12 protein-coding genes are annotated in these 13,524 nt (G+C 60.7%); 6 read left to right on the top strand and 6 right to left on the bottom strand.

The window, feature by feature from the left end; translation table 11 throughout:
* Positions 1-87: 87 nt before the first annotated feature.
* The 5 genes from M1D89_RS00345 to M1D89_RS00325 all read left to right on the top strand — a co-directional run bounded on the left by M1D89_RS00345 (position 88) and on the right by M1D89_RS00325 (position 4,786).
* On the top strand, positions 88-987 hold the full coding sequence (locus M1D89_RS00345) for a LysR family transcriptional regulator (protein ID WP_498643719.1): 900 nt from the start codon (positions 88-90) through the stop codon (positions 985-987).
* A 188-nt stretch (positions 988-1,175) separates the two neighbouring features.
* Positions 1,176-1,367 (top strand): ferredoxin, encoded by a 192-nt coding sequence (locus tag M1D89_RS00340; RefSeq protein ID WP_498643717.1) that lies wholly within the window; start codon positions 1,176-1,178, stop codon positions 1,365-1,367.
* Positions 1,364-2,566, top strand: a complete 1,203-nt coding sequence (locus tag M1D89_RS00335) for a cytochrome P450 (protein WP_498643715.1) — start codon at positions 1,364-1,366, stop codon at positions 2,564-2,566. Before M1D89_RS00340 ends, M1D89_RS00335 begins: the two co-directional genes overlap by 4 nt.
* Complete coding sequence (locus M1D89_RS00330) at positions 2,556-3,956, top strand: MmgE/PrpD family protein (RefSeq protein WP_498643713.1); 1,401 nt, start codon at positions 2,556-2,558, stop codon at positions 3,954-3,956. Before M1D89_RS00335 ends, M1D89_RS00330 begins: the two co-directional genes overlap by 11 nt.
* An 8-nt stretch (positions 3,957-3,964) precedes the next feature.
* Positions 3,965-4,786 carry an HTD2 family dehydratase gene (locus M1D89_RS00325; protein WP_498643711.1) on the top strand — a complete coding sequence of 274 codons (822 nt, stop codon included), beginning with the start codon at positions 3,965-3,967 and terminating at the stop codon, positions 4,784-4,786.
* A gap of 246 nt (positions 4,787-5,032) precedes the next feature.
* On the opposite strand, the gene M1D89_RS00320 is transcribed toward M1D89_RS00325, so the two are convergent.
* From M1D89_RS00320 to M1D89_RS00310, 3 genes are all read right to left on the bottom strand, one after another.
* Positions 5,033-6,136: an alcohol dehydrogenase catalytic domain-containing protein gene (locus tag M1D89_RS00320; protein WP_498643709.1), complete on the bottom strand. Its 1,104-nt coding sequence runs from the start codon at positions 6,134-6,136 to the stop codon at positions 5,033-5,035.
* Positions 6,133-6,414 (bottom strand): hypothetical protein, encoded by a 282-nt coding sequence (locus M1D89_RS00315; protein WP_498643707.1) that lies wholly within the window; start codon positions 6,412-6,414, stop codon positions 6,133-6,135. The genes M1D89_RS00320 and M1D89_RS00315 overlap by 4 nt, the downstream gene beginning before the upstream one ends.
* Positions 6,415-6,604: 190 nt before the next feature.
* Positions 6,605-7,408, bottom strand: a complete 804-nt coding sequence (locus M1D89_RS00310; protein ID WP_498643943.1) for an N-acyl homoserine lactonase family protein — start codon at positions 7,406-7,408, stop codon at positions 6,605-6,607.
* A gap of 148 nt (positions 7,409-7,556) precedes the next feature.
* On the opposite strand from M1D89_RS00310, the gene M1D89_RS00305 reads away from it, so the two are divergent.
* Positions 7,557-9,338 carry a helix-turn-helix domain-containing protein gene (locus M1D89_RS00305; protein ID WP_498643705.1) on the top strand — a complete coding sequence of 594 codons (1,782 nt, stop codon included), beginning with the start codon at positions 7,557-7,559 and terminating at the stop codon, positions 9,336-9,338.
* Between the two features lie 31 nt (positions 9,339-9,369).
* Here the strand turns inward: M1D89_RS00305 and M1D89_RS00300 are convergent, their stop codons facing one another.
* From M1D89_RS00300 to M1D89_RS00290, 3 genes are read right to left on the bottom strand one after another with little or no spacing between them, the layout of a single operon-like run.
* Positions 9,370-10,737 carry an MFS transporter gene (locus tag M1D89_RS00300; RefSeq protein WP_498643703.1) on the bottom strand — a complete coding sequence of 456 codons (1,368 nt, stop codon included), beginning with the start codon at positions 10,735-10,737 and terminating at the stop codon, positions 9,370-9,372.
* A gap of 39 nt (positions 10,738-10,776) precedes the next feature.
* A complete protein-coding gene (locus M1D89_RS00295; RefSeq protein WP_498643701.1) occupies positions 10,777-12,252 on the bottom strand; it encodes an NAD-dependent succinate-semialdehyde dehydrogenase in 1,476 nt (491 codons plus the stop codon).
* Between the two features lie 17 nt (positions 12,253-12,269).
* Entirely contained in the window at positions 12,270-13,520 is a 1,251-nt protein-coding gene (locus M1D89_RS00290) for an iron-containing alcohol dehydrogenase (protein WP_498643699.1), read from the bottom strand.
* Positions 13,521-13,524: the final 4 nt, after the last annotated feature.

The raw sequence follows: 13,524 nt of genomic DNA, 5'->3' as shown, positions 1-13,524 counted from the left end.
CGTCGGCGTCACCTCCTTCACTAACCGTGATCCACTAGGCGTCATACATCAAATACCAATTTGTGGGGGCTCCCATATACTGAATGGATGGATCTACGAAACGTTCGGTACTTCATTGCTGTGGCCGAGAACGGCTCCATCACCGAGGCATCCAGCGCCTTGCGCATCTCCCAGCCGCCATTGAGCATGGCCATGGCCAAACTCGAGAAGGAGCTGGGAGTGACCCTGTTTGACAGGAAACCCCGGGGAATCGAGCTGACGGCTGCAGGCGAGTACCTGCACCACGCCGGCCGCCGACTTCTGGCTGAAGAGCGCAGGATTTCGGACACGCTGAAGTCTATGGGTCAGGGGCTTGCGGGCGAACTGCACCTTGGCTGCGAACCGATGTGCCTTTGGCGGATCGGCAGTACCAAAATCTCCCAGTTCCTCTCGATCTACCGCAAGGTGACCCTTGACCTGACAGACGCAAACCCGAGGGTGCAGCTGGACCGGCTCGCTGACGGCACCCTCGATCTGGCCATCATGCCGATCGTGGCCGAGGAGTCGCTGCAAGCCGTCAACGGGGTGCATTTTGATGTCACGGTTGTGGACGAACTGCCCCTGACGCTGATCGCCCCCAAGGCCTGGGGCCTGGATGAGACCGAGCCCCTTGACGTGGCCTCACTGACGGATTCAACGTGGATCCTTCCGGCGCGGATACCCGGCGTGCGCATTCTCTGGCGCATCTGGGCCGACAAATTTGCACCATCCGGAGCCGCCCCCTCCGAAATAATCCAAGTGCCCACCGTCATGACCGCGGCGCAGTTGGTGGGCGCCGGCGTCGGAGTTTCCTTGTCCAGCCTGGAGATGGCCCGCCTGCATCCTGACGTTGCCCGAATTCCGGTGGTGGGCGGGTGGCCCAACGTTCCGATCGCCATAGTGCGGCGCAAGGAAGGAATCGTCACGCCAATCGCGGAGCGATTCGCCGAGTTGTTCCAAGCTGACTGAGCTTCCGCGTCAACAGGACCCGTGCCTTTTGATATATACCCTGTAGATGGGTACCCCCCGATTTTGGTATTTGTGAAATACCTCGAACGGCAGCAATCTGGACCATGAACCATATGAGTGGTCGCTGCACCCCTTGCCCGAAAAGCCGGGCCGCAACGGCCCAAGCATTGACGAGGAAGGGCATTCCCATGATCAAAGTCAACGTGGACCTGCAACGCTGCGATGCCAATGGCACCTGCGCGGCCTTAATGCCGGAGGTGTTCCAGATCGAAAAAGACGGAACCCTGGTGCAGCTGGCATCAGAGGTCCAGGACGATCGCGAAAACGACCTTGAAGAAGTGATTCTTTGCTGCCCGATGGGAGCGATCTCACGGTCATGACAACCACAGTCCCCACCTTCGAGCTCTTCTCCCCACACGCTGCGGACCACGCCGGCGGTGCACTCGCCCAAGGCGGAATCGCGGCCGGTTCCGACGGCTATGCCGTCCTTTCCTACCAACTCGCCACCGAGGTGCTGCGCAATCCACGGTTCGCCAACTCAGCATTGAGGTTGATGGAGGAATTCGGCATCGGCAACGGCCCGGTCCATGGGTTCCGCGCCCGCAGCATCATCATGCAGGACGGTGCGCAGCAACTCCGGTTGCGAACCCCCCTGGCCCGCTTCATGGGGCCGGCAACGGTCCAGAACACCCGGGAAGTGCTCACAAAGATCGTCGCGGGCATCTTCGACGATGTGGACGATACAAAACCGGTGGACTTCCATTCCAGCGTGGATCGCAGAATCCCCTCCTTGATCTATTGCCACCTGGCCGGTGCTCCGCAAAGCGACGCGCCCAAAGTCCAGGAGTTGTCCGAGCGGACGTTGGCCCTTCTGGCCCGGGACCCCAGCCTCAAGCCCGACATCCTGGCGGCGTACGACGAACTATTCCAGTACCTTCAGGATCTGATGCAGCGCAAACGACAAGCGGGCTTGGGCGAGGACATGCTGTCCCATCTGATGACACTGGCCGACGACGGCAAACTCACCGCCCAGGAACTCTTTGACGAAGCGACATCCATGCTCGAAGCAAGCTCCGTGAATACAGGACACCAAATCGGCTTGGTCGTGTGGAACCTGCTGGGCAACCGTGAAGTCTGGCGTGAGATCGTAGCCGATCCCTCATGGATACCCGCTGCGGTCATGGAAGCACTTCGCCTCTACCCCCGGACAGGTGTCATCAGCAAGATCGCCGAAGAGGAAATCGAGGTGGGAGGCACCACCATACCTGCCGGGGCCGACGTACACGTTGCCGTATGGTCCGCCAACCGGGACCCGGAACGTTTTGAGAAGCCCGGCGAATTCATTCTGGGCAGGGAGCGGAACCAGCCACTGACGTTCAGCACAGGCCCACACAATTGCCTTGGACAAGGACTGGCAAAAGTGGAAATCGAGGAAGTCGTGGGTTACCTGGCCCGCCATTATCCCAACGCCCGCGTGATTGACGATGCCACGAAGATCACCCAGACGGCCGGCCGCTGGACCATCAAGCAACTCACCATCGATCCCGGCACCCGGTCTGAGGACACCCATGACATCTGAGAACCCCGTCCCGCAGTCGCTGACGGAAATACTCTCTGCACACTGGTCCGGAACGACCTTCGATGACCTCCCGCCCGAGGTGGTGTCCACCATGAAGGACCACATCCTCGACACTTTGGCGGTGGCGATGGCAGGCATCCCATCGGAGGAGTCCCGCCGCGTCCGTCATGCACTGTCCGGCATGTCCAACGGCGGCCCCTGCCGTGTCTGGGGTTCCCGCGAACGGCTGAATCCCGCCCACGCCGCGCTTGCCAATGGAACCTCCGCCCATGCCAGGGATTTCGACGACGGCGGCGGCCCGGGACACGCCGGCTCAGCAACCCTTCCGGCAGCAATTGCTGCGGCGGAACTGGTTGGCTCCAGCGGTAAGGAGCTGATAGTCGCTGCCGTAGCCGGATACGACATCAGCTACCGGCTCCTCCAGGGCATTGGCGGTTTTGCCGCGCATACTGACCGGGGCTGGCATTCAACCGGGACCTTTGGCACCTTTGCAGCAGCTGCTGCGTGCGCCAGGATTCTCAATCTCGACCCGGCCACGTATGCCAATGCCCTGGGTATTGCCGGATCTTTCACTGGCGGGATCTGGGCCTTCATCGAGGACGGTGCGTGGACCAAAAGGCTGCATCCGGGCAAAGCCGGAGAATCGGGCATCGACGCTGCTTTCCTGGCCAGGGCTGGTATCACCGGCCCGCATCAGCTCTTCGAGGCGCCATGGGGCGGGATTTTTGCAACCTATGGCAGCGGCCAAGGTTTCCCGGAAAGGGTCACGGCTGGGCTCGGTGAGGTCTTCAACGTCTCCACTTCCTATCTGAAACCCTACGCATGTTGTCGAGGCAGCCACTCGGCAGTTGATGCCGTGATGAAGCTGATCGATGAGCGTGATCTGCAACCCTCCGATGTCCGCTCAATCAACGTGACAGCGGGCGAAACCGCCATTAATATGCTCAGCGTTGACCCTATCGAAACCGTGTTTGATGCCCAGTTCAGCCTGCCGTACGCCATCAGCGTGGCACTGGAAAACCGTTCAGTCGGGTTGGAGCAATTCGACCCACCCCGCAATTCGGAGCCCAGGATCGAAGAGACCCTTGCCAAGATCTCTATGGTGCTTGACTCCTCGATTCAGCTGGAGGACGGCCCGCGTCTTGATTTTGACTTGATGTCCGGGGAGAAAATCACTCTCCTGGCTGGAAACCCCACGGATGCCAAAGGCTCCGAAAAGAATCCTATGACCCATGCTGAGGTCGTTGCCAAAGCCCAGGCACTTCTTCGTCCCTATGGCAAAGAGGGAGCCACGCAGCTCATCGAAGCGGTGGAGAACCTGGATTCAGCATCCACCCTCGACAACTTGATCAGCGCACTCAGCGCTACCCCCCCTACCTCTTTGGAGTGAGAGTCATCATGACACCAACTACCTCGACCGAGCGGGTCGAACGCACTGAGTTTATCGCTGCGGAGCCAGTGGAATCCCTTGCGGCCGCACTGGATATCGACGTGCCCTTCGATATGGGTGCGGCAGTCCCTCCCCTGTGGCATTGGCTCTACCTTTTGGAGCGCAACCCGCAGAACGAACTGGGGCAGGACGGGCATCCCACAGTAGGTATTCCGGCTCCTCCCGGGCCAGGACGACGCCGCATGTTTGCCGGAGGCCGAGTCTCCACCTTCGGCCAGCTCAAGATCGGAAGTCTGGCAACAAAAGTCATTTCCGTAGCTGGATCGGTCGAGAAGTCCGGACGGACCGGACCATTGACTTTCACGACTGTCCGCCACGAGATCTTCCAAGCCAACGAGCTGGTGATCCGGGAAGAACAGGACATTGTCTACAGGGCGGCGGGCAGCGGTGCCCTTCCCGTACCGCAAACCCCTCCCCCTCCTGCGGAGGGGCCGGTGCTGGAGCAAGCTGCCGATGAACGCCTGCTGTTCCGGTTCTCGGCACTAACGTATAACGCGCACAGAATCCACTACGACCTCGATTGGTGCCTGAACGAGGGGTACGACGGGCTGGTCATCCACGGGCCTCTCCTGGCACTGATGATGGGTGAGCACATGCGCCGTGAAGGAATACGGTTGATGGGCAAAACCTTCAACTACCGGCTGGCTTCCCCCATGACTAAGCCCCAAAAATTCTCCATCGTTACTGGCCCACAGGGTTTGGGCAACGGCGCCGAAGCACGCAGCGCGGCCGGTGCAATCTGCGCAGTCAGCAGCCTGTCCGGGATCTAGGGCGGGTTTCAGGCACCAATACGACAAAAGGCTCGCGGGTTTTCGCCGCCAAGGGTAAGACAGCTTGAGCATGGGGCCGGAGCCTTTGTGCTCCAACAGGGAAGGGGCAATCGGAGCTTTCTCCCGAAATGGGGAACAATGCTTTGAGACATCTAGCGGGCTGATTGAAAACCCGATAAGGCAGACGAGTGGAGGGCGCCCGGGGTCGGCCTCCACTCAAGCCCCTTTCACTTGAGTTTCGATGACTCAAAACGTGATGATCTGGCGTACGGCGAGCCCATCAGCGAGGTCGTCCATGGCTTGGTTCACTTCTCCGAGCGTGATGGTCGATGAAATCAGCGCTTCGATGGGGAGACGTCCTTCACGCCAGAGCTGCGCGAACGCCGGGATGTCACGGGCTGGTACAGCCGACCCGAGATAGCTACCAACGATTGTGCGGGCTTCGGCCGTAAGCCCAAGCGGCTTGATGACAGCTTCAGCAGTTGGCGCTGGGAGGCCAACGGTGACGGTCCTGCCACCGACGCCGGTCAGCGCCACTGCGGTCTCAAAGGCCCTGGCATTCCCGGCCGCCTCAATCACAATCGGCGCTTTAAGCCCTGCTTCCAAGGCCTGACTCGGGGAGTACACCGCTGTGGCGCCTAGTGCCATGGCCCGTTCGAGCTTGTCTGGTACGGCGTCCACTCCTACGACATTGCCTGTGCCGAGGGAAACCGCTGTGAGCAGTGCAGCCATTCCAACGCCACCGAGACCAACAACCACGATCGTCTCCCCCTCCTCGGGCTTAGCGGCATTAATGACTGCTCCGCCGCCTGTGAGCACAGCGCATCCAAGGACGGCCGCGATCTCCGGCGGAATGTCGTCGTCAACAGGCACCAAGGAATGACGATCAACGACGGCGTGGGTCGCGAATCCGGACACGCCCAAATGATGGTGAACGTCCTGCCCGTTGCGATGCAGCCGCACATTGCCCGAAAGTAGCGTTCCTGCATTGTTCGCTCCGGATCCGGGTGTGCAGGGAAGCCGTCCGTTGGTGTGGCAGTTGGAGCATTCCCCGCAACGGGGCAGGAAGGCCATCACTACGCGCTGTCCAGTCGTGAGGTCCTCGACGCCGGACCCGCAACTGACGACGCGACCGGCGGCTTCATGCCCAAGCAGCATCGGTACGGGACGAACGCGGTTGCCGTCCACCACCGACAGGTCGGAGTGGCAGATTCCTGCGGCTTCGATTTTGATCAGTACTTCTCCCTCACCTGGCGGGTCGAGTTCGAGTTCTCCGACGCTGATGGGTCGCGAGGCTCTGAAAGGCCTGGGGCGTCCGATGTCCTCGAGGACTGCTCCGGTTATTTTCATGGTGTGGCTTTCGTGTCGATGTTCCCCGGACTTGGCGCGGGCTGATGGGTATGCGGTGTTGCTCCGTCTGCCATGGCCGACGACACTGCCTCGGCGATATCGTCACCGGCGCGGAGGGGTCGGCCCGAGAAGATACCTTCGTGCGCGAGTATGGGGCGTCGGTCTCCGGCAAGTTCGGGGTACTTATCTTCAAGCGCTTCACGGCGCTCGGCTAGGCGGTGCCAGTGCGCTATGGTTTCGCGGTCGCCTTGCCTAACAGCGTTCCAGCTTCGTGGCATCTGCTCCCTGGAGGGCCCTGCGGAAGCGCGTCCTCCAATGTTGAGTCGGGAGGGACGCCTGGTGGTCTCTGCGTAGCAGGCTGGGCAGGGTGGGTTGGCTGATGTCATGCTCTTGAGTCCGGCCTCGAAGAGGTGACCGTTCAGGCACCCGAAATCGTAAAGGATCACTGGTTCTCTCCCGGTTAGCAGATCAGCTGTAAAAACCGTTGGGCGCATAGCGTAGTGTTTTGGCTTGGTCCCCGTCGTGGCCGAAGATGACCTCCGCTCCCGTGCGGTCTGCGATAGTCCGCAGTTTTTCGACGGACTCAAGCCAGCGGACGTTGTCCCAAACGATGGCCGCGCCCACGGCTGGAGGCCCCCAGCTGTCGGCGAGGTACACCGCATCCGAGGTGAAAATCTTCGTACCCTCGTTCTTGAGGTCCAGTTGCAATGACATGGTTCCCCATGTGTGCCCGGGGGTCTCCAGGACCTTGACGCCGGGAACGATCTCAACATCGCCACTGACCCCTTCCAGATCCAGGGCCTCATAGTCCGAGACGATGTGCCCGCCTTGCGAATAGCCGTCAATGGCACGTGCGCCGACGATCTCGGCGTTGTTCGCGATGATCCGGGTCTTGCCGTTGCCGAACATTGAGGCGTTGGCAGCGTGATCGAAATGCAGGTGTGAGAGCACCAGGATGTCAATGTCATCTGGTGTCAATTCCAACTGTGCGAGTGAAGAGTCCAGATAACCCGGCCCGTCCACCGGCTCGCGTACCGGGAAAAAATCCTGAAACCCCGTCGGCGCCCATCGTTGCTCCCAATCACGGGGTACGCCCGTGTCCCACAGAATCCGTCCCTCTGGATGCTCGATGAGCACAGCATGAGTGGGGCACTCTCCCCAGACCACCGGATCTTCCTTGTGGTGCCGGTCGCGAATGGTCCGCCCGCCTTTGAGCAGAAGCCAGGTGAGATCTGTTTCCATGACCCCTGTGGACAGAATATGGACTCGCATGTCCGTCACTGCAGCCTCCTTGTTGCTGTCGGCAACTTTTACCGTTCCCCAACTCTGCAGGTTGATCAGCTGCGAAACCATGGCCTGATGCTACATATAGATTCGCGTGTCATGGCACGTGCAAACACCTGCCGCGTAGAATCGCGGTATGAACGAGGCAAGCAACCGGCAATTCAGGGCACCAGAGGACCCCGAGATACTCAACGCCACCACCGAAAGCTCGAGGGATCTGGCAAGCGTGCGGGATCGGACCCTCATCCTGAAGGGAATCCTGCGACGCACCCGCACGCTTTTAGGCGCCGACATGGCCTACCTCAGCCTGAACGACCTCCCGTCCGGGGAAACGTACATCCATGTCACGGATAACGTGCGCACCGAGGCATACCGGAATATCCGCATGCCCTTGGGCACCGGGGTACTGGGAGCAGTCGCGGCGGGCGGCTCGACCGCTTCGACGCTGGATTACCTGGCGGATCCAAATATGAATCACATTCCCACCATCGACCAGGTGGTCGCCGTCGAAGGCGTTAAGGCGATCGCCGGGGCACCACTCCGGGTGGGTGGCCGGATCGTCGGCGCACTCCTCGTCGCCCATCGATCGCCGGCGAGCCTCCCGGCGGCCGGAGAACGAGCGCTTGAGCATATGGCGGCTCAAGCCGCCATTGCACTCGAACAGACACGCCGAGGCAGTGAGATCATGCAGCTTCGGGCGCTGATAGGAAGTACGACTACCAGCAACGCCGGCCGCACCCGGGAATTGGAAGCAATGCTCGCGCTGGATGAGCGGCTGATGGGGAGCATGGTGGCATCCGTTAACGCGGAGGGCGTCGTGGCTGTCCTCGAAGAGGCCACGGGTCGGCCCCTGGGTCTATTTGATCCGACAGGACGTCACCGCTTCGGCTCTGTGACACTGAACAAGCCGGCGCTTGAAAATTGGGGTGTGCAATCGGCAATCAACACTTCCCTGCACGGCGCAGGTGCGGCGACAGTGCGCCACAAAGGCGAGGTTTACACGGTTGTGGCGGTCGCGGCCGGCAAGGAACATCTAGCCACGTTGGTCATGAACGGCACCGCCGGTAAAGAGATTGCCTTGCTTGAGCGGGGTTCGGTTTTCGTGAGCGCAGCGCTCCTGTTCGAACGCACCCTTGTGGACGCCAACAACCGCGCGCAATCAACACTCATGGAAGACTTGCTTGCCAGCCGGACTGAGGACCAGGTCCAGGCCGTGAGGGCCAAGTTTGTCGCCTTCGGCATTGAGCTCCGCGGGGAGACTGCCGTACTGGTCATCTTGGTTGATCCTCCTGTACGGCACGCCACGCTGGCAACCGTTCAGCAGCGGCTCCGTAAAGGTCCGATGCTCGTCTCTACGCACATGGGCCATATCTGCGTGGTCACAACGTCGAGCGGCGCAACTCTGGCCAAGGAAATGGACCAGATCCTGCACCAGGAAGGGATCTCCGCAGTCATTGGACACGCAACATCGTCCAGCGGCAGCATCAACGGCATCCGTGAAGCCCATGATGAGGCCTCAGAAGTGGTCACGGCCGCCAAAGAACTCGGCTGGCGACGCGGGTTTGCCGACCTCAACGATCTGGGCATCGCCGGAATCATGCTCAGCCATGACAGCGCTTCAACCGCAGCCCGAATCGTCGAAAGAACCCTCGGCCCTGTCCAGGACTATGACCGCGCGCACCGAACAGATCTCCTTGGCACACTCTGGGCCTATCTCGAGTCGGGAAGCAGTCTCCAAACAACGGCCTCACAACTTCATATCCACCAGAACACCGTCAGGCAGCGGCTCGAGCGAATCGACTCCCTGCTCGGGGCCCGATGGCGAACGCCGTCACGTCGCATCGACGTGCACTTCGCACTTCGGCTGTGGAAGCTCGCTCCACCTACGTCAAAACCGGACGCCGTCCGGGGCCAGTGACCCGGACGACGCCCGCCTTGAATTGAGGACTCTAGCCTGCGCTGGCGCGCACGTCGGTTACTCCTGCATTCTCGTCTTCATCTTGAGCGGCTGTGAGACGCCGCTCCAGCTTTCCGAGGGTTTCCGGCGCAAGCAGCGTCGCCACGACTGTGATGATCCCTATCCCGCTGAAGTAGAGGATCACCCATCCCGGCTCGCCGTTTCCGGCGTTCAGCAGAGCCACGGCCACCAACGGTGCTATGCCTCCGGCCAGAACGGAACCGAACTGATACCCCATGGACGCTCCGCTGTAGCGCAGCTTCGTGGAGAACAACTCTGAGAAGAATGCGGCCTGGGGGCCATACATGGAGTTGTGGAAGATGGCTAGCCCGATGATGATTGCGAGCGTTGCCAGCAGTGCGCTCCCCGTATCCGTCATGACGAAGTAGAGGGGGAAGAACAGGAGCCCGCCGATCGAACCAAACAGGTACAGGGGTTTGCGACCGATTTTGTCAGAGAGGATCGCCCACAGCGGTACGGCAAAGACACCTATGGCGGAGGCGATAAGTACAGACAGTGTGCCTTGGTTGGCGCGCTCGGGCCCAAACGTCCTCATGATGTAGACCACCGAGAACGTTGTATAGAGGTAGAAGGCGGAGTTTTCTGCCAGTCGCATGCCAACAACCAACCAGATTCCCTTGAACTCCTTCTTCATGGCTTCGCCGAGAGGCTTCTTAGAGGTCTGTTTCGTCGCAACCAGCTCTTTGAAGTCGTCGGAGTCCTCAAGCTTGGCCCGAACCACCAGCCCGACGACGATCAGCACTACACTCAGCAGGAACGGCACTCGCCAAGCCCAGGCGTCGAAAACCTCAGCAGGAACGGCGGACTTGACGATCAGGACGCTTGCGTTGGCAAGCAGCATCCCGGCCGGGACGCCCATCTGCGTGAAGCTGCCGAAGAATCCGCTGCGTCCCGCGGGGGCATGCTCAATGGAAATGACAGCGGCCCCGGCCCATTCGGCACCAGCACCGAAACCCTGGAGAAGTCGCAGGACTGTCAGGAGAATGGGAGCCCACACTCCGATTTGGGCGTATGTGGGAAGCAATCCCATGGCCAAGGTGGCAAAGCCCATGATGAGCAGTGACAGTACCAGCATGGGCTTACGGCCGATTTTGTCACCGAAGTGGCCCGCGAACATGCCGCCGAAGGGCCGTGCGAAGAAGCCAACGGCGTAGGTCACAAAGGCCAGAAGGAGGCCCGTCGCAGGGTCCTGCTCTGGAAAATAGAGGCGACTGAAGACGCCGGTAGCGGCGAGCAAGCCGAAGATGTAGTAGTCGTACCATTCGATGGTGGTGCCGGCGAAGCTGGCTAGTGGTACCCGCCAGGCCGTCGTCGTGGTTTTGCTGTGGGAGATCGTCATTGGTCTTCTCTTTCGGGTGGAAATGTCGGGAGCCGCTGGCTACCAATCGAGCGCGATGTACTTGGTTTCGGTGAAATCGAGCAGGCCCTGATGGGCCCCTTCGCGGCCGAGGCCGCTATGTTTGACTCCGCCGAAAGGTGCTGCAGGGTCCGAAACGAGGCCTCTGTTGAGGGCCACCATGCCGCTTTCGATGCGTTCAGAGACCCTGAGTCCGCGTCGGAGGTCCTCGGTGAATACGTACGCGGCGAGGCCGTCGTCGGAACTATTGGCAGCGGCGATGACCTCATCCTCGGTATCAAAGGGGATGACCGAGGCCACCGGCCCGAATATTTCCTCATGCACCATGCGGGCCTCCCGCGGTACGTTGGTCAGAACGGTAGGCGGATAGAAGAATCCCGGACCGTCAAGGGGATTACCTCCGGAGAGCAGTTTGGCACCGTGGCTGACAGCGTCGTGGACCAGCGAGTCAACCTTCCTGACATTGGCCTTATCCACGAGCGGTCCTACCTCGGTATTGTTATCGGCGCCCGGGCCAACGCGCATTTTCCCCATTCGATCGGCAAGCCGACGGGCGAACTCATCATGGATTCCACGCTGGACATAGATGCGGTTCGCTGCTGTGCAAGCCTGACCGCCGTTGCGCATCTTGGCGATCATGGCGCCGTCGAGTGCTAGGTCGAGGTCCGCGTCATCAAAAACCAGGAACGGAGCATTGCCACCCAGTTCCATTGAGCACTTGAGCACGTTCCCGGCCGCTTCCCGCAACAGGTGGCGGCCGGCGCTGGTGGAACCTGTGAATGAGAGTTTGCGAACCCGGGAGTCAGCAAGGATCGGGGTGACTACCTCGTTGGTCTTACTCGTGGTGATGACGTTGACCACGCCGGCCGGGGTGCCGGCGTCGATCATTATCTGGGCGATGGCCAAGGCTGTCAGCGGTGTGAGCGTTGCCGGCTTCAGCACTGTGGTGCAACCGGCCGCCAATGCAGGGGCCAGTTTCCTCGTGGCCATGGCGGCCGGGAAGTTCCAGGGAGTGATCAGCACGCAGACGCCGATTGGCGGGTGTTGGACAAGGATCCGGTTTGACCCCGACGGCGAGACGGACACGTCGCCGATGATCCGGACCGCTTCTTCGGAGTACCAGCGGAAGAACTCTGCGGCATAGGCCACTTCTCCGCGCGCGTCTGCAAGGGCCTTGCCGTTCTCAAGGGAAATCAAGTGGGCGAGCTGCTCGCTGCGCTCAGACATCAATTCGAAGCAGCGGCACAGAATCTCCGCCCGGCGCCGCGGTGGGGTGGCCGCCCATTCAGGAAAGGCTGCAGCCGCCGCGTCAACTGCAGCGGTACCATCTTCGACGTCAGCGTCGGCAATGTCAGTGATAACCGTTTCGTCGGAGGGGTTGATCACCTCGACGGTGTTACCGCTGCCAGCGTGCCGCCAAGTGCCGCCAATCAGCAATTGGCGGGGCACCGCCAGGCCTTCGATATGGAGCAGTTCATGGGTTGAAAGAAGTGTCATGGATGGTCCTTCGCCAATCAGCGGATGGTGCGGTAGCCAACAAAGGCAGCGTGGACAATCGAGTTCACGGCTTCGAGGTCTAGGGGTACGGGATTGTTGTCAATGAGCCGTTTGGAATTCAACGACAATGCGGCGACGTGGGCGAGGTCGCTTTCCTGCAGGCCGATATCCTTCAGCGTCGCGGGCAGTTCAATGGCAGCGATGACCTCATCGATGGCTTCGACACCGGCCAGGGCTGCGTCGCGCTGGTCGACTTCGCCGATGTCCCGACCCAGGACCTTGGCGATCTGCGCCAACTGAGGTTGGATGGCTTCGAAATTATGCCGAACAACGTATGGCAACAAGAGGCCGACTCCTACGCCGTGGGGTGTGTGGGTCATTGCACCTACCGGGTACTGGATAGCGTGCGCCGCGGCAGTTCCTGCATTGCTGAGGACGACCCCTCCGTAGAGGGCTGCTAGCATCATCCCGGCCCGTGCTTCTTCGTTTTCCGGGTCTTTGTAGGCCGCCACCAGGTGGCGTCCAACCAACCCGATGCCGTTCAGGGCAATCGAGTCTGTCAGCACGTTTTTGCCGACGAAGACCCGTTCATTGGCCAGCGCGGCAGTGGGCTTGCGGGTGATGGCAGTGAACGACTCGATCAAGTGCACGAAGGTGTCTGCGCCCGTGGCGGCGGTTAGGGAGGGCGGGCACGAGTATGTTAGCTCAGGATCGCACACTGCGGCATACGGGATGATGTGCGGGCTCGATATGCCCATTTTCATTCCCAGGTCGGGGTCGGAGACCACAGCGATTGCCGTCGCTTCAGACCCGGTGCCGGCAGTGGTGGGAACGGCGATGACAGGCTTGGTGGGACCGGGAACAGCGAACTCGCCATAGTAGTCGCTCGGCTTGCCGCCGTGCGTCAGTAGAACGGACACGACCTTTGCCATATCCATGCAGCTGCCACCGCCAAAACCAACAATTACATCTATCTCTTGACCATTGAGCTCCTCAACACATGCCAGGATGCCGTGAGTGGGAAGCTCAGCCTGAGTATCCCCGTATACCCGTACCGTCAGGTCCCGGTCCTTCAGACTCCGGACCAATGCCTGGAGTTCATCTGAGAGGGCCAATCGCGGGTCCGTGCATATGAGAACCTTCGTTCCGAATTGGGCTGCGATATCAGCGACGGCGAAACGCTGTCGGGCGCCGACAACGACTGTCCGTGGCAGCCGAAGGACGCCGAAAGTTGCGGGACTAATACCCGCTGCGTGCGCACACGACATTGTG

The sequence above is a fragment of the Arthrobacter sp. D3-18 genome (genome assembly GCF_054408525.1).
This window is presented reverse-complemented; position numbering and strand designations above follow the sequence as displayed.

Excerpts from the sequence above, each read along its gene's own strand:
- M1D89_RS00290 (WP_498643699.1), bottom strand. The coding sequence starts at position 13,520 with ATGTCGTGTGCGCACGCAGCGGGTATTAGTCCCGCAACTTTCGGCGTC.
- M1D89_RS00330 (WP_498643713.1), top strand. The coding sequence starts at position 2,556 with ATGACATCTGAGAACCCCGTCCCGCAGTCGCTGACGGAAATACTCTCT.
- M1D89_RS00325 (WP_498643711.1), top strand. The coding sequence starts at position 3,965 with ATGACACCAACTACCTCGACCGAGCGGGTCGAACGCACTGAGTTTATC.
- M1D89_RS00335 (WP_498643715.1), top strand. The coding sequence starts at position 1,364 with ATGACAACCACAGTCCCCACCTTCGAGCTCTTCTCCCCACACGCTGCG.
- M1D89_RS00315 (WP_498643707.1), bottom strand. The coding sequence starts at position 6,414 with ATGCCACGAAGCTGGAACGCTGTTAGGCAAGGCGACCGCGAAACCATA.
- M1D89_RS00300 (WP_498643703.1), bottom strand. The coding sequence starts at position 10,737 with ATGACGATCTCCCACAGCAAAACCACGACGACGGCCTGGCGGGTACCA.
- M1D89_RS00345 (WP_498643719.1), top strand. The coding sequence starts at position 88 with ATGGATCTACGAAACGTTCGGTACTTCATTGCTGTGGCCGAGAACGGC.
- M1D89_RS00305 (WP_498643705.1), top strand. The coding sequence starts at position 7,557 with ATGAACGAGGCAAGCAACCGGCAATTCAGGGCACCAGAGGACCCCGAG.
- M1D89_RS00340 (WP_498643717.1), top strand. The coding sequence starts at position 1,176 with ATGATCAAAGTCAACGTGGACCTGCAACGCTGCGATGCCAATGGCACC.
- M1D89_RS00320 (WP_498643709.1), bottom strand. The coding sequence starts at position 6,136 with ATGAAAATAACCGGAGCAGTCCTCGAGGACATCGGACGCCCCAGGCCT.
- M1D89_RS00310 (WP_498643943.1), bottom strand. The coding sequence starts at position 7,408 with ATGCGAGTCCATATTCTGTCCACAGGGGTCATGGAAACAGATCTCACC.
- M1D89_RS00295 (WP_498643701.1), bottom strand. The coding sequence starts at position 12,252 with ATGACACTTCTTTCAACCCATGAACTGCTCCATATCGAAGGCCTGGCG.